This window comes from Kribbella sp. NPDC048928 (assembly GCF_043197975.1).
Classification (GTDB): Bacteria; Actinomycetota; Actinomycetes; order Propionibacteriales; family Kribbellaceae; genus Kribbella.
In genome coordinates, this window is sequence record NZ_JBICUC010000007.1 from 270,502 (window position 1) to 285,180 (window position 14,679).

Annotated in this window: 15 protein-coding genes and 1 riboswitch; of the genes, 10 read left to right on the forward strand and 5 right to left on the reverse strand. The window is 67.9% G+C overall.

What is annotated here, in order from left to right:
• Positions 1 to 42: 42 nt before the first annotated feature.
• From ACGFI6_RS29490 to pstB, 7 genes are all read left to right on the forward strand, one after another.
• A complete protein-coding gene (locus tag ACGFI6_RS29490; protein ID WP_393124705.1) occupies positions 43 to 2,175 on the forward strand; it encodes an RNA degradosome polyphosphate kinase in 2,133 nt (710 codons plus the stop codon).
• Positions 2,176 to 2,195: 20 nt separating this feature from the next.
• Positions 2,196 to 3,074: an NUDIX domain-containing protein gene (locus tag ACGFI6_RS29495; RefSeq protein ID WP_393124218.1), complete on the forward strand. Its 879-nt coding sequence runs from the start codon at positions 2,196 to 2,198 to the stop codon at positions 3,072 to 3,074.
• A 183-nt stretch (positions 3,075 to 3,257) separates the two neighbouring features.
• Entirely contained in the window at positions 3,258 to 3,722 is a 465-nt protein-coding gene (locus tag ACGFI6_RS29500; protein ID WP_393124220.1) for a bifunctional nuclease family protein, read from the forward strand.
• A 253-nt stretch (positions 3,723 to 3,975) separates the two neighbouring features.
• Positions 3,976 to 5,091, forward strand: a complete 1,116-nt coding sequence (gene pstS, locus ACGFI6_RS29505; protein WP_393124222.1) for a phosphate ABC transporter substrate-binding protein PstS — start codon at positions 3,976 to 3,978, stop codon at positions 5,089 to 5,091.
• Positions 5,092 to 5,484: 393 nt separating this feature from the next.
• Positions 5,485 to 6,525 carry a phosphate ABC transporter permease subunit PstC gene (gene pstC / locus ACGFI6_RS29510; protein ID WP_393124707.1) on the forward strand — a complete coding sequence of 347 codons (1,041 nt, stop codon included), beginning with the start codon at positions 5,485 to 5,487 and terminating at the stop codon, positions 6,523 to 6,525.
• 76 nt (positions 6,526 to 6,601) lie between these two features.
• Positions 6,602 to 7,522, forward strand: a complete 921-nt coding sequence (gene pstA / locus ACGFI6_RS29515; RefSeq protein ID WP_393124224.1) for a phosphate ABC transporter permease PstA — start codon at positions 6,602 to 6,604, stop codon at positions 7,520 to 7,522.
• Positions 7,523 to 7,544: 22 nt separating this feature from the next.
• Positions 7,545 to 8,321 carry a phosphate ABC transporter ATP-binding protein PstB gene (pstB, locus tag ACGFI6_RS29520; RefSeq protein WP_393124226.1) on the forward strand — a complete coding sequence of 259 codons (777 nt, stop codon included), beginning with the start codon at positions 7,545 to 7,547 and terminating at the stop codon, positions 8,319 to 8,321.
• Positions 8,322 to 8,390: 69 nt separating this feature from the next.
• Here the strand turns inward: pstB and ACGFI6_RS29525 are convergent, their stop codons facing one another.
• Positions 8,391 to 8,990: a hypothetical protein gene (locus ACGFI6_RS29525; protein WP_393124228.1), complete on the reverse strand. Its 600-nt coding sequence runs from the start codon at positions 8,988 to 8,990 to the stop codon at positions 8,391 to 8,393.
• A 105-nt stretch (positions 8,991 to 9,095) separates the two neighbouring features.
• Here ACGFI6_RS29525 and ACGFI6_RS29530 point away from each other — a divergent pair, with 105 nt between their 5' ends.
• Positions 9,096 to 9,596: a hypothetical protein gene (locus tag ACGFI6_RS29530; protein WP_393124230.1), complete on the forward strand. Its 501-nt coding sequence runs from the start codon at positions 9,096 to 9,098 to the stop codon at positions 9,594 to 9,596.
• Positions 9,597 to 9,639: 43 nt separating this feature from the next.
• Here the strand turns inward: ACGFI6_RS29530 and ACGFI6_RS29535 are convergent, their stop codons facing one another.
• Positions 9,640 to 10,080, reverse strand: a complete 441-nt coding sequence (locus ACGFI6_RS29535; RefSeq protein WP_393124232.1) for a DUF2752 domain-containing protein — start codon at positions 10,078 to 10,080, stop codon at positions 9,640 to 9,642.
• Positions 10,081 to 10,186: 106 nt separating this feature from the next.
• On the opposite strand from ACGFI6_RS29535, the gene ACGFI6_RS29540 reads away from it, so the two are divergent.
• Complete coding sequence (locus tag ACGFI6_RS29540) at positions 10,187 to 10,930, forward strand: RDD family protein (protein WP_393124234.1); 744 nt, start codon at positions 10,187 to 10,189, stop codon at positions 10,928 to 10,930.
• A gap of 6 nt (positions 10,931 to 10,936) precedes the next feature.
• The gene (locus ACGFI6_RS29545) at positions 10,937 to 11,635 is read left to right on the forward strand and encodes an RDD family protein (RefSeq protein WP_393124236.1); all 699 of its coding nucleotides are present in this window, start codon (positions 10,937 to 10,939) and stop codon (positions 11,633 to 11,635) included.
• Between the two features lie 2 nt (positions 11,636 to 11,637).
• Here ACGFI6_RS29545 and ACGFI6_RS29550 read toward each other — a convergent pair whose 3' ends face one another.
• The 3 genes from ACGFI6_RS29550 to thiC form a co-directional block, all read right to left on the reverse strand.
• Positions 11,638 to 12,192 (reverse strand): hypothetical protein, encoded by a 555-nt coding sequence (locus tag ACGFI6_RS29550; protein WP_393124238.1) that lies wholly within the window; start codon positions 12,190 to 12,192, stop codon positions 11,638 to 11,640.
• A complete protein-coding gene (locus ACGFI6_RS29555) occupies positions 12,189 to 12,788 on the reverse strand; it encodes a transposase (protein WP_393124240.1) in 600 nt (199 codons plus the stop codon). The genes ACGFI6_RS29550 and ACGFI6_RS29555 overlap by 4 nt, the downstream gene beginning before the upstream one ends.
• Before the next feature lie 143 nt (positions 12,789 to 12,931).
• Complete coding sequence (thiC, locus tag ACGFI6_RS29560) at positions 12,932 to 14,473, reverse strand: phosphomethylpyrimidine synthase ThiC (RefSeq protein WP_393124242.1); 1,542 nt, start codon at positions 14,471 to 14,473, stop codon at positions 12,932 to 12,934.
• Positions 14,465 to 14,597: riboswitch (TPP riboswitch) on the reverse strand. (Overlaps the previous gene by 9 nt.)
• Between the last annotated feature and the right edge of the window lie 82 nt (positions 14,598 to 14,679).

The window sequence follows — 14,679 nt, forward strand, 5'->3', positions numbered from 1 at the left end:
TCATCAAAGGGTGCGATCCTTGTCGACGTGGCAGGAGACTTGCTGGCATCCCACAACCGGGAGTACGACGTCGAGCCGCCGTACGACATCAATGCGGCCGGCGACCTGCCTGTGGACCGGTTCTCGGACCGGGAGCTGAGCTGGCTGACGTTCAACCAGCGGGTCCTGGAGCTCGCGGAGAACGATCAGATCCCGCTGCTCGAGCGGGCCAAGTTCCTCGCGATCTTCGCCAGCAACCTGGACGAGTTCTACATGGTCCGCGTCGCCGGCCTGAAGCGCCGGATCGCGGCCGGGGTCGCGGTGAAGGCGGCCAGCGGCCTGCTCCCCCGCGAGGTGCTCGACCGCAGCCTGGCGAAGAGCCGCGAGCTGATGGACCGGCACGCCGAGACCTGGCGGAAGTCGGTGCAGCCGGCACTGACCGAGCAGGGCATCGAGATCCTGCGCTGGGACGAGCTGGAGCACAGCGAGCGCGAGGACATGACCCGGTTCTTCCGGGACCGCATCTTCCCGGTGCTGACACCGCTCGCGGTCGACCCGTCGCACCCGTTCCCGTACATCTCCGGCCTGAGCCTGAACCTGGCGGTCGTGGTCCGCAATCCCGAGACCGGCGGCGAGCACTTCGCGCGGGTCAAGGTGCCGCCGCTGCTCCCCCGGTTCGCGAAGGTCGCCGAGGGCCGGTTCGTGCCGCTCGAGGACGTCATCGCCACCCACCTCGGCCAGCTGTTCCCGGGCATGGAGGTGATCCAGCAGCACACCTTCCGGGTGACCCGCAACGAGGACCTCGAGGTCGAGGAGGACGACGCGGAGAACCTGCTGGCCGCGCTCGAGAAGGAGCTGCTGCGCAGAAGGTTCGGCCCGCCGGTCCGGCTCGAGGTTGAGGAGTCGATCGACCCGCAGGTACGGGCCCTGCTGCTGTCCGAGCTGGGCGTCACCGATGCCGAGGTCTTCGAGCTCCCCGGCCCGCTGGACCTTCGTGGCCTGTTCACGATCGCCAGCCTGGACCGGGCCGAGCTGAAGTACCCCGCGTTCGTACCGTCGACGCACCCGCACCTGGCCGAGGTGGAGACGTCCAACCCGGCGGACATGTTCCACGCGCTCAAGCAGCGCGACGTGCTCGTCCACCACCCGTACGACTCGTTCTCCACGAGCGTCCAGCGCTTCATCGAGCAGGCCGCCGCGGACCCGCACGTACTGGCGATCAAGCAGACCCTGTACCGCACCAGCGGTGACTCCCCGATCGTCGACGCGCTGATCGACGCGGCGGAGGCCGGCAAGCAGGTCCTGGTACTGGTCGAGATCCAGGCGCGCTTCGACGAGCAGGCCAACATCAAGTGGGCCCGCCAACTCGAGCATGCCGGCTGCCATGTCGTGTACGGCGTGATCGGTCTGAAGACGCACTGCAAGCTGTCGATGGTCGTCCGCGACGAGCCAGACGGTCTGCGCCGCTACGCGCACATCGGCACCGGGAACTACCACCCGAAGACAGCCAGGCTCTACGAGGACCTGGGGTTGCTCACCAGCGACAAGGTGGTCACCGAGGACGTAGCGCTGCTTTTCAACCACCTGTCCGGTTTCGGGCGCAGCGCCGGCTACCGGCGGATCCTGGTCGCTCCCCAGTCAGTACGGCGAGGGCTCGTCGAGCGCATCGACCGCGAGATCCAGCACCACCACGCGGGCCGCCCGGCAAGGATCCGGATCAAGGTGAACAGCCTGGTCGACGAGGCGCTGTGCGACGCGCTGTACCGGGCGTCGCAGGCCGGCGTACCGGTCGACCTGTGGATCCGGGGCATCTGTACGCTGCGCCCCGGCGTGCCCGGTCTGTCGGAGAACATCCAGGTCCGCAGCATCCTGGGCCGCTTCCTCGAGCACAGCCGCGTGTTCCTGTTCGAGAACGGCGGCGAGCCGGAGGTGTGGATCGGTTCCGCGGACCTCATGCACCGGAACCTGGACCGTCGCGTCGAGGTGCTCGTACAACTGAAGCAGCAGGACCACGTCACGGAACTGGGCGAGATGTTCGACCTGGCGATGGACGAGACCACCGGCTCCTGGTGGCTGCAGCCGGACGACAACTGGCAGGCCCGCCTGACCGGGCCGGACGGGGAGCCTCTGCGTGACCTGCAGGAGCGCCTGATCGGCACCCGTGGCCGGCGCCGAACCTCCGACGTAATCAGTTAGCCACGTCTTAGGGTGGATGCATGAGCAACCCGGCGACGGTTATCGCCGCGGGTGGTGTCGTCTGGCGGGAACGCGGCGGCACCCGGCAGGTGCTGCTGGTGCACCGGCCCCGGTACGACGACTGGTCCCTCCCGAAAGGCAAGCTGACCGCCCACGAGCACGTGCTGCTCGGTGCGCGGCGGGAGATCGAGGAGGAGACCGGGCAGCGGGTCGTGTTCGGCCCATCGCTCGGGGTGCAGCGTTACTCGATCCGCAAAAACGGCAGTACGGCGGAGAAGCTCGTGCACTACTGGTCCGCCACAGCGGTCGACGGCGGCGACTTCGAGCCCAACGACGAGGTGGACGAGGTCAGCTGGCTCTCCGTCGACAAGGCCCGCGGGAAGCTCAGCTACCCGCGTGACGTCGACATCCTCGACGCATTGGAGCACGTGGTCCCAGTGGTCGCCACTGTCGTCGTCGTACGGCACGCGGATGCGGTGAAGCGCAAGGACTGGGACGGCAAGGACACGCTCCGTCCACTCAGCAGCACCGGTACGGCGGTGGCAGACCGGCTCAGCGACGTACTGGGGGCCCTGGGCGCGAACCGCATCATCAGCAGCGACGCGGAGCGTTGTGTGGCGACGGTCATGCCGTACGCCGCCTCGCTCGACCGCCACATCCACCTGTGGCCGGAGATCTCCGAGCGAGGGTACGACGCCGATCCGGACCGCCTGCGCGGGCTGACGGAGCGGGTGTGGCGACAGGATCGCGTGACAGTCGTCTGCTCGCACCGCCCGGTGCTGCCGGCACTGTCGCGGGAGCTGGGTCTGAAGGTGGGCAAGTTCGCCACGGGCTCGTTCCTGGTCGCCCATCGGCTGGCCGACGGCCGCGTCGTGACCGAGCGTTTCAGCGCACCGTAGTGCCCTGCGCCAAAGAACCTTCGACGCAGGGCGCTGGACCCGCGACACGGCTCGGTGACGATCGAGGCACGGCCGAAGGGGCAGCAGGGTGACACTGGAGGTGACGGGTATGTTCCTACCCGAGGAACCGGCGCCCCACCGGGTGCCGGTCTGAGGAGAGGTTCGGGGCGCACCATGACGATGATGCGAGAACTGACACTGATCGGGATCCGGATGGAATCGCCCAACCGGGCCCCGGTGATGATGCTGCGCGAGACCGAGGGCTACCGCTACCTGCCGATCTCGATCGGCTCGGTCGAGGCGACCGCGATCGCGTACGAGGAGCAGGGCCTGCGCCCGTCGCGCCCGCTCACCCACGACCTGATGCGGGACCTGATCCAGGCGTTCGACGTGCACATCGAGGCCGTCGAGATCGTCGAACTGCGGGACGCGGTCTTCTACGCCGAGCTCGTGCTCGCGAACGGCGTCCGGGTGTCCGCACGGCCGAGCGACTCGGTGGCGCTCGCGGTCCGGCTGGGCACGCCGATCCGCTGCACCGAGGAGGTCCTGCGGGAGGCCGGCGTCGCCACTCCCGAGGAGGAGCAGGCCGAGCTGGAACGCTTCCGCGCGTTCCTGGACGGCGTCGCTCCGGAGGACTTCTCCAGCTGAGCCGCCGTCGATCGTTCACGTGGCAGATGCGCTGAGCGTTACCGAAACGTGAGCATGATGGCATTTACATCAACGCAGAGTGACGGCTCCTAACTCAGTTCACCTATTGGCCGCCTGGCGGCACGCCAGCCGTCGCACACGCTACTGAAACCGTTCACCGCTCGTTCACCGCCGACCGGCCGCCGCGTCACCTGGTCTCCCTACCGTCTGTGGAAGTTCAGAAGTCTGATTCCCGCAGAAGGGCAACACTCTCGTGTCCGTCAATCGCCTGTTCCGCGTCGGCTCCGTCGCCGTGGCTTCCCTCGGCGTCCTCGCCTTGAGCGCCTGTGGCAGTGACCCCGAGCCGTCGGGTTCGTCGAGCCCCGGGTCGTCCTCGTCGTCGGCCGCGGCCGACTGCCCGAAGGGCACCCTGAACGCCGAAGGCTCGTCGGCGCAGAAGAACGCCATCGACGAGATCATCAGCAAGTACAACGAGCAGTGCGCCGACGTCACGGTGAACTACAACCCGACCGGCTCCGGCGCGGGTATCAAGCAGTTCAACGCGAACCAGGTGGACTTCGCCGGCTCCGACTCGTCCCTGAAGCCGGACGAGATGACCGCGGCCACGAAGCGCTGCCAGGGCAATGCGGCGATCGACCTGCCGATGGTCATCGGCCCGGTCGCGATCTCCTACAACGTGGACGGCGTGACCAAGCTGGTCCTCGACGGCCCGACCGCCGCGAAGATCTTCCAGGGCTCCATCAAGACCTGGAACGACCCGGCGATCGCCAAGCTGAACTCGGGCGTCACGCTGCCGTCGGCCCCGATCTCGGTGTTCTTCCGCTCCGACGAGTCCGGCACCACGGAGAACTTCACCAAGTACCTGAAGGCCTCCGGTGGCGGCGCGTGGACCGGTGAGCCGGCCAAGAAGTGGACCGGCACGGGCTCCGGCAAGGAGAAGTCCGCCGGTGTCGCCGAGGGCGTCAAGAGCACCAAGAACTCGATCTCGTACGTCGAGTGGTCGTACGCCGTCGACAACAAGCTGGGCATCGCCCAAATCGACACCGGCTCGGGCACCCCGGTCGAGCTGACCGCCGAGTCCGCCGGCAAGGCGCTCGCCGCGGCGCAGCCGGCCGACCCGACCGGCAAGGACCTGGCGCTGAAGCTGGACTACGCGACCAAGGCCGAGGGCGCCTACCCGATCATCCTGGTCACCTACGAGGTCGCCTGCACCAAGGGCCTGCCGGCCGAGAAGACCGCGCTGGTGAAGAGCTTCCTGAGCTACTTCGTCAGCAAGGACGGCCAGGCCTCGCTGACCGACCTGAACTACGCGCCGCTCCCGGCCGAGATCCAGACCAAGGTCGACGCCGCGATCCAGGCGATCAGCTGATCGCGAAGCAGTACTGATGCGAGCCCCGGCCGGTCCGAGTCATCGGAGGCGGCCGGGGCTTCGCCTCTTCGGACACCGATGTGACACATCACGACTCAGGCGCTTGGAGCACCATCGATGAGTAGTCCAGACGGCACGGCACCGCCCGACCGGCCGGACGGCACCGCCGCGGACCAGGTGGCCGCGGCAGACGCGGCCGACCAGGACCGGACGGCCCACGAGCCCACCCCCACGATCGAGGATCTGGTCCACGAGGACGCCGGCCCGACGCCGAAGTTCGGCGGCCTGGCCACCGAGCACGCCGAGCACGAGGCCGCCCACGAGCAGGCATCCGCCGAGGTGATGACCGAAGCCGGCGTGACGACCGACGCCGGTTTGACGACCGAGGCCGGCGTGGAGGCTACCGCCGGTACGGCGACCGCCGGCAAGGCAGGCGCCGAGCTGGACCTCGGCCCGGTCGGCCATCTCGGCGACCGGCTGTTCGGCGGGCTCGCCCGCGGGTCCGGCGGCCTGGTGGTCCTGATCGTCGCGTTCGTCGGCATCTTCCTGCTGGCGCTGGCGATCCCGTCGCTGGCCGACGACAAGAGCAGCTTCCTGTTCTCCCGGGTCTGGGAGCCCGGCGGCGACAACCCGCAGTTCGGTATCGCCGCACTCTTCTACACCACCGTGGTCAGCTCGATCATCGCGATGCTGATCGCGGTCCCGATCGCGATCGGCGTCGCACTCTTCGTCACGTACTACGCCCCGAAGCGGCTGGCCGCCCCGGTGGCGCACGCGGTCGACCTGCTCGCCGCCGTGCCGTCGATCGTGTACGGCCTGTGGGGCGCCCTGTTCTTCGCACCGATCCTGCGCCCGGTGATCAACGGGCTGGATGCCGCGCTGGGCTGGATCCCGGTGTTCGCCAAGCCGATCGGCGACAACGTCGGTGTGGTCTTCACGGTGTCGGTGGTGCTGGCGATCATGATCCTGCCGGTGGTCACCGCGATCAGCCGGGAGATCTTCGCGCAGACGCCGATCGCGCACCGCGAGGGCGCGCTGGCGCTCGGCGCGACCCGCTGGGAGATGATCCGGCTGTCGGTGCTGCCGTACGGGCGCTCCGGTGTGGTCAGCGCCTCGATGCTCGGCCTCGGCCGCGCGCTCGGTGAGACCGTCGCGGTGATGATCATCCTGACGGTGCCGAACGGCAACGACCGGTGGGACCCGTCGATCTTCGCCGGCGGTGAGACGTTCGCGTCGAAGATCGCCAACAACGCCGCCGAGTTCGACTCGCCGGAGAAGACCGGCGCGTACATCGCGGCCGGCCTGGTCCTGTTCGTGGTCACCTTCCTGGTGAACTCCGCGGCCCGCATCATCGTAGACCGCAGCGCCCCCGGCGCCCGGAAGCGGCCCCGACGCAACCGCCGCGCCGGCGCAGCCCAAGGAGCGAATGCATGAGCGAGCGCAGCGAGCGAATCAAAAGGCGCAGTCCGCTTGGTGCCTCATCGGCGCCCGGAGCGAAGCGAGGACGACGATGAGTGTCGTAGCGGAGAACAAGCCGGCGTACGACGGGAAGGTCCTGGACCTGACCGGGAAGTCCGGCGCCCGCGCGTTCAAGAACACGCTCGCCAGCGTGCTGATCGTGCTGGCCTTCCTGATCGCCCTGATCCCGCTGCTGTGGATCCTCTTCACCGTTGTCAGCAAGGGCTATCACCTGCTGCTGAACGCGGATTGGTGGAGCCAGTCGCAGCGCGGCATCACCGTCCGCCGGGCCGGCGGCGGCGCCTACCACGCGATCATGGGCACACTGATCATGGCGCTGATCACCGCGGTGATCGCGGTCCCGATCGCCGTCCTCGGCGCGGTCTACCTGGTCGAGTACGGCAAGGGCACCCGGGCCGCCAAGGTGGTCAGCTTCATGATCGACATCCTCACCGGTGTGCCGTCGATCGTCGCCGCGCTGTTCATCTACGCGATCTGGATCACCGTGTTCGGCTTCAACCGGGTCGGTTTCGCGGTGTCGCTGTCGCTGGTGCTGCTGATGCTTCCGGTCGTGCTGCGGTCCACCGAGGAGATGCTCAAACTCGTACCGGACGAGCTGCGGGAGGCGTCGTACGCGCTCGGCGTCCCGAAGTGGAAGACGATCCTGAAGGTCGTCGTACCGACCGCGTTCGGCGGCATCGTCACCGGCGTGATGCTCGGCCTGGCCCGCGTGATGGGTGAGACCGCGCCGCTGCTGATCCTGGTCGGCTACTCGAAGAACATCAACCTGAACCCGTTCAACGGATTCATGGGCGCCCTGCCCACGATGATCAACCAGGATCGGACCGAACTGGCCCTGCCGAACGCGGAGGCCCGCGTCTGGGCGGCCGCGCTGACGCTGATCCTGCTGATCCTCGTTCTCAACCTGCTGGCCCGGCTGATCGCCCGGTTCAGCGCCGTCAAGTCGAAATAGTCACGAGAGGTTCTGAGTCGATATGGCAAAGCGCATCGAGGTCAGCGGCCTCAACGTCTACTACGGCGATTTCAAGGCCGTGGAAGACGTGTCGATGACGGTCGAGCCCCGCTCGGTCACGGCGTTCATCGGCCCGTCCGGCTGCGGCAAGTCCACGTTCCTGCGCACCTTGAACCGGATGCACGAGGTGATCCCCGGCGCCCGCGTCGAGGGCAAGGTGATGCTGGACCAGCAGGACCTGTACGCCTCCGGCATCGACCCGGTCGCGGTCCGGCGGGTCGTCGGCATGGTGTTCCAGCGCCCGAACCCGTTCCCGACGATGTCGATCTTCGACAACGTCGCGTCCGGGCTGAAGCTGAACGGCGTCAAGGACCGCAAGAAGCTCACGCAGGTGGTCGAGGAGTCGCTCAAGGGTGCCAACCTGTGGAACGAGGTCAAGGACCGGCTGGACAAGCCGGGCGCCGGTCTGTCCGGCGGTCAGCAGCAGCGGCTCTGCATCGCCCGGGCGATCGCGGTCGAGCCGGAGGTGATCTTGATGGACGAACCGTGCTCGGCCCTGGACCCGATCTCCACGCTCGCGATCGAGGACCTGATCGAGAAGCTCAAGGACCGGTTCACGGTCGTCATCGTCACGCACAACATGCAGCAGGCGGCCCGCGTGTCCGACCAGACCGCGTTCTTCAACCTCGCTGCCACCGGTAAGCCGGGCCGGTTGATCGAGATGGCGCCGACCAAGCAGATCTTCTCCAACCCGACCGAGAAGGCCACCGAGGACTACATCACCGGCCGCTTCGGCTGATCCGCCCCCGCGAACAGCAACGGCCGCCGCGACGAGTTGTCGCGGCGGCCGTTGGCGTTCTGAAGGCCCTTATACGCAAAGGGTTCGCGCATAGTTGACTCGGGCAAGCACATCGGCCACCTGGTCCGGCGAGCTGACGCCGACGTGGGTGTTGTGGGTGCGGTTGCCGTACTGCACCGTGACCTGGACGAAGCCCGTGGTCTTGCGCTCCTTGACCAGCAGGAAGAGCAGGCCGAGCAGGCAGGCCAGGAAGAAGATGATCGCCAGCACGATCGCCCAGGCCGGGATCTTCTCCTCGGTCCGCGACATGTCCATGGCCGACCAGTTCGACCCGGTGGTCGGCAGCACGCCGGCCGGGGTGACGATCCGCTGCTGCTCCACGGAGATGTCGCCGATCGTCACCAGTACGGGGCCGGTCGGCAGGTTCTGTGGGAGTTGCGGCTGGCCGTACTGGGGCTGCTGGGGCTGCTGTTGTTGCCCGAACTGGCCACCGACCGGTGGCGGGAAGGCGCCGGGCGGCGGCGCGTACTGCCCGGGCTGTCCTTGGTGAGGCCCTGGCTGACCCTGCTGGCCGCCCCGGAGAGGCGGCTGCTCCGGCTGCACGGGCAGGTTACGAGCAGGATCGGCACCCTGGTTGTCGGGTGCGGGCGATTGCGGTGTCTCGGTCACAGGCAGAAACCCTAAGGGGTGAAGGCCCGGAGTGGGAGGATGACCACGAACCTGTGGAAAAGATAGGCTGCGCAAATTCCACGACGTTCTCAGAAGGGAACCGCGGTGAGCACACCGACGCCACCTCCCGGCGACGACCAGAACGACCAGAACGGACCGCAGGGCTACCCGGGCCAACAGCCGGGTCAGCAGCCGGGCCAGTACGGCCAGCCTGGCCAACCAGGTCAAGGCGGCTACGGCCAGCAGCCCGGTGCCTATCCGGGGCAGCCGGGTCAGCCGGGGCAACAGCCCGGCGGCTACGGCCAGCAGCAGCCTGGCTCGTACGGCCAGCAGCCCGGCGGCTATGCCGCGTACCCCGGTGGCAACGCCGGCTACGGGGCCACTGCACCGCCGAGCAACACGCCGAAGATCCTGTCGATCATCGGCATCGTCTGCTGGTTCTGCTGTTCTCCGGCCGCGATCGTCCTCGGACTGATCGGCCAGAGCAAGTTCCGCGAGCAGGGCCAGTCCGACACCCTGGCGAAGGTTGCCTGGATCGGCGGCATCGTGTTCCTGGTGCTCGGCATCGTCTCCTACTCCACAGGGCTCTACCGCCCCGGTCAGTAGGCTTTCCGGCCGGGCGGTAGCCATCGCCCGGCCGGCAGCAGTCTCAGAACAGGTTGCGGGCCACGCCGTAGGCGATCAGCAGCGCGACCAGGCCGTTCACCGTCCAGTCGACGGCACGACGGCTCATCGACAGCCGCGGCAGCTTGACCAGGCGGAGCGACTCCAGCGACCAGGCAAGCAGTTGGTAGCCGACGGCAACAGCGATCAGCGGCCCGAGCACGAAGACCACGGGGTTGAAGTGCCACGCCCCGGCGAAGTCTCCACGCAGCATGGACGCGGCCATTCTCGTCGAGCCGCAGAGCGGGCAGTTCAGGCCGGTCGTCGCGTGCAGGATGCACGGAACGCCGATCCGTTGGCCGGACAGCTGATACACCCCCGCCAGCAGGAAGCCGCCGACGCCGACCACGGTCAGGCCCCACACCCGGCGGTCCAGCGGCCGCACCGGACCGGTGGGCCGGAGGACGACACTCTGCGAGACGCTCACAACACAACGATAACTCTCGCGGCGTGGGATCCGTCGGTGGATCTGATCCGTCGGACGATTAGCCTGCAACTCACTCCTCAATGCACTTACGCCAGAAGGGATCGTCGTGAGCAATCCGACGCCACCGCCGGGTTACGGCCCGCAAGACCCACAACAGCCCGGCCAGTACGGTCAGCAGCCGGGCTACGGGCAGCAGCCGGGGCAGCCTGGTCAGTACGGCCAGCAGCCCGGGTACGGGCAGCAGCAGCCTGGGTACGGGCAGCAGCAGCCTGGGTACGGCCAACAACCCGGCTACGGGCAGCAGCCCGGTCAGCCTGGTCAGTACGGTCAGCCTGGCCAGTACGGGCAGCAGCCTGGGTACGGCCAACAGCCCGGGTACGGGCAGCAGCCCGGGCAGTACGGGCAGCCGGGTGCCGGGCAGTACGGCTACGGCGGCGGGGTCCCCGGCAATCTGGCGGACTGGCCGAGCCGGGCCGGTGCGTACCTGATCGACGCCGCGACGATCGGTATCCCGTGCGGTATCGGCGCGGGGATCGCCAGCGCCAGCGACAGCGCCGCGCTCGTGATCATCGGTGTCATCTTCTACCTGATCGGCCTCGGTGTGGCGATCTGGAACATCCTGATCCGGCAGGGCACCTCCGGGCAGACCGTCGGCAAGCAGGTGCTGAACATCAAGCTCGTCGGCGCCGACACCGGCCAGCCGATCGGCATCGGCAAGACGTTCCTGCGGCAGCTCACGCACATCCTCGACGGCCTGGCCTGCTACATCGGCTACCTGTGGCCGCTGTGGGACGAGAAGAAGCAGACGTTCGCGGACAAGATCAACAACACCTACGTTGTGAAGGTCTGACCTCAGGTGAGCACACCCGGGTACCCCCAGCGGCCCGACGACCAGCCCCAGCACGGCCAGCAGCCGGGACAACCTGGCCAACAGCCTGGCCAGCCCTACGGACCACAGTACGGTCAGCCCTACGGACCCCAGTACGGCCAGCCTTATGGGCAACCGCAGTACGGGCAGCAGCAGCATCCCCAGGCGCAGTACGGTCAGCCTCCTGGGCAGCCACCGTACGGGCAACAGCCGCCGGGCTACGGCTACGGGTACGGCGGTCCGCCGGCGCCGCTGGCCGACTGGCTGCCGCGGGTCGGGGCGTCGTTGCTCGACGGGCTGATCAGCGGCGTGCCGATCGCGATCGGCTACGGGGTGTTCATCGCGGACATCCTGACTCGGCAGAACCGCTACGACGACGATCCGTCCGCTTTCGCGATCATCCTGCTCATCGTCGGCTTCCTCGCCAGCTTCGGCCTGGGCCTGTGGAACAGGGTGTTCCGGCAGGGACGTACCGGGCAGAGCATCGGCAAGAGCGTGCTGCATCTGCGGCTGATCGACTCCCGGACCGGCGAGACGATCGGCGCCGGGCGTGCGTTTCTGCGGGAGTTCTTGAGCGGCATCTTCAACAACGCCTGCTTCCTGGACTCGCTGTGGCCCCTGTGGGACGAGCAGAAGCAGACCTGGCACGACAAGGTGTCCAACACCTGGGTGGTACGCACCAACTGACCTCAGTGCGAGCGCAGGAGGCCCGCACAGGTCACTGCCCACAGCACGCTGGTGAACGTACCGATGATGAAGCGCTCCGCGACCGCCTGCGGAGTGACGGACGCGGGCTGGTCCGGGCTGCGCAGCTCGGGGTACCTGGCGAGGCCCTTGATCGCCAGCACGATGGCGATGCCCTCAGGCCAGTCCGCAACCAGCGACGCATAGATGGCCAGCCGCTCCAGCGCACCGATCAGTGCGCCGCCACGTAGTACCTCACCGGCCTTCTGCGTCGATTGGGCGCGAGTACTGCGACGGTCCGCCAACGCCAGCACAGAGGTCGTCAGCGGGCCGCCACCGGTCACTGCGAGCGCCCCGGCGAGCAGGAGCAGTACGTTCCACCAGCGCTCGGCCCAGTCGCTCACACCGTGCCCAGCGAGCAGCAGTACGCCCACGGCGGCCAGGCAGGCGAGCATGACGCCGCTGATGACGATCTCCAGCGTGGAACCGGACTTGGGAACCCACGCCAGCACGGCCAGGACCAGTGCGGCCGCCGTGAGCGCAAGGACCAGCGCCGTCACGCAGCAGCCCCAGCGCCGAGCAGGTCTGCCGCGAGAACGCGTCCGCGCTGCTCCTCGGCGAATCCGGCCGCCTGGGCCCGTTGGGTCACTGCCGACTGGCTGATGCCGAGCTTCACGCCGACCTCTCGTCTGGTAAGTCCTTCGGCCAGCAGGTCCGCCACTGCCCAGCCACGGTCGCTGCGACGTCGCAGTACGGACGCCATCAGCCACAGCACTGTCTCGACCTGCTCGGCGCTGCGTGGATCCGCTCCGACGACGTTCACGTGGTGCGGGCTGGACTTGGCCCGCGTGACCGCCTCCCGCGCGAACACGAACGCCTCGCCGTTTCCGGCCCGCGTGCTGCGCGGCAGCGGCTCGGTGACGTCGCCGATGCCGAGTCCGACGTACCAGCTGTCGGAGCGGAGCAGCTCGACGATCATGTCGACGGCCGGCCGGGCCTCGGAGAGTACGCCCTGCACCTCGTCGCCGGCGGTCCGCTCGAACTTCCGCAGCAGCCCGGTCCGCCGCGGGCGGCGGTTCAGGGCGGTCAGTAGCTCGGGTACGAGATCGCTCGTGCTTCGGCTGCCGCGCTGATCTACCGTGAGAACGAAGACCATCGCCTGCACCTCCTTCCGAGGGCTTAAGGCTACAGTCTTATTCACGCTGAGTGAAGGCTAAAACCTGAATCGGTTCACCCGATCACTCACCGTATCCGGAGCCAACTGCTCCCGGGGACGAGTCCGGGAGCAGTTGCTATGCCCTAGTCCACGATCGGCAGATAGTGCTCGCGGAGGTCCGCGCTGATCCGCATCGAGCAGAACTTCGGACCGCACATCGAGCAGAAGTGGGCGGTCTTGGCCGGCTCGGCGGGCAGCGTCTCGTCATGGAAGGACCGCGCGGTGTCCGGATCCAGCGAGAGGTTGAACTGGTCCTCCCAGCGGAACTCGAACCTTGCCTTGGACAACGTGTCGTCCCAGGCCTGTGCGCCCGGATGGCCCTTCGCCAGATCGGCCGCGTGGGCAGCGATCTTGTACGTGATGACGCCGGTCTTCACGTCGTCACGGTCCGGCAGCCCGAGATGTTCCTTCGGCGTGACGTAGCAGAGCATCGCCGTACCCAGCCAGCCGATCTGCGCCGCGCCGATCGCCGACGTGATGTGGTCGTAGGCCGGCGCCACATCGGTTGCCAACGGCCCCAAAGTGTAGAACGGCGCCTCGCCGCACAGCTCTTCCTCGAGCCGTACGTTCTCCGCGATCTTGTGCAGCGGCACATGTCCCGGGCCCTCGATCATCACCTGGACGTCGTGCTCCCAGGCGATCCGGGTGAGCTCCCCCAGCGTCCGCAGCTCGGCGAACTGCGCCTGGTCGTTCGCGTCCGCGATACACCCCGGCCGCAGCCCGTCGCCGAGCGAGAACGTCACGTCGTACGCCCGGAGGATCTCGCAGAGCTCCGCGAAATGCGTGTACAGGAAGGATTCCTGCTGATGCGCGAGGCACCACGCTGCCATGATGGATCCGCCCCGCGACACGATCCCGGTGATCCGCCGTACGGTCAGCGGGATGTACGCCCGCAGGACGCCGGCATGCACTGTCATGTAGTCGACACCCTGCTCGCACTGCTCGATCACGGTGTCGCGGTACACCTCCCACGACAGCGCGGCCGGATCGCCGTTGACCTTCTCCAGCGCCTGGTACAGCGGCACCGTCCCGATCGGCACCGGCGAGTTGCGCAGGATCCACTCCCGGGTCTCGTGGATGTTCTTCCCGGTGGACAGGTCCATCACGGTGTCCGCGCCCCACCTGGTCGCCCAGACGAGCTTCTCGACCTCTTCCTCGACCGAACTGGTGACCGCGGAGTTGCCGATGTTCGCGTTCACCTTCACCAGGAACTTCTTGCCGATGATCATCGGCTCGCTCTCCGGATGGCAGCGGTTCGCCGGGATCACCGCCCGGCCGCGGGCGACCTCGTCGCGGACGAGCTCCGGGTCGAGTCCCTCTCGCAACGCGACGTACCGCATCTCCTCGGTGATCACCCCGGCGCGCGCGTGCCCGAGCTGGGTGCGCCGCTCGCGTCCGGCGATCCAGTCCCGCCGCAGCGCGGGCAGACCGGCCTGTACGTCGATCGTCGCGGCCGCGTCGGTGTACGGGCCGGACGTGTCGTACAGGTCGAAGTGCTCGCCGTTGGTGAGATGGACGCGCCGTGCCGGTACGCCGAGATCGGAGCGGTAGATCTTCTCCGAACCCGAGATCGGGCCGGTGGTGACCACCGGACGGATCGTGCTGGACGTGCTGACATTGACCATGGTGCTGCTCCCTACGCCGGAATTACCCGGACAGGTTCGGCGGTCGGCGGCGCCGGCCAGGTGTCGATGCCTGGTCCAGCCGCCCTCTCAGCCCACTACGGTGCGAGCTCCCGCGGTCTCAAGTTGTCACCGGCCACCCTAGTGCACCGCGTCGGAAGTTGTTGAGTGATTGCGGCGCCCAGGCACTGGACGATGCCTGTAGCGTC

Excerpts from the sequence above, each read along its gene's own strand:
- ACGFI6_RS29495 (WP_393124218.1), top strand. The coding sequence starts at position 2,196 with ATGAGCAACCCGGCGACGGTTATCGCCGCGGGTGGTGTCGTCTGGCGG.
- ACGFI6_RS29500 (WP_393124220.1), top strand. The coding sequence starts at position 3,258 with ATGCGAGAACTGACACTGATCGGGATCCGGATGGAATCGCCCAACCGG.
- pstA (WP_393124224.1), top strand. The coding sequence starts at position 6,602 with ATGAGTGTCGTAGCGGAGAACAAGCCGGCGTACGACGGGAAGGTCCTG.
- pstB (WP_393124226.1), top strand. The coding sequence starts at position 7,545 with ATGGCAAAGCGCATCGAGGTCAGCGGCCTCAACGTCTACTACGGCGAT.
- ACGFI6_RS29555 (WP_393124240.1), bottom strand. The coding sequence starts at position 12,788 with ATGGTCTTCGTTCTCACGGTAGATCAGCGCGGCAGCCGAAGCACGAGC.
- thiC (WP_393124242.1), bottom strand. The coding sequence starts at position 14,473 with ATGGTCAATGTCAGCACGTCCAGCACGATCCGTCCGGTGGTCACCACC.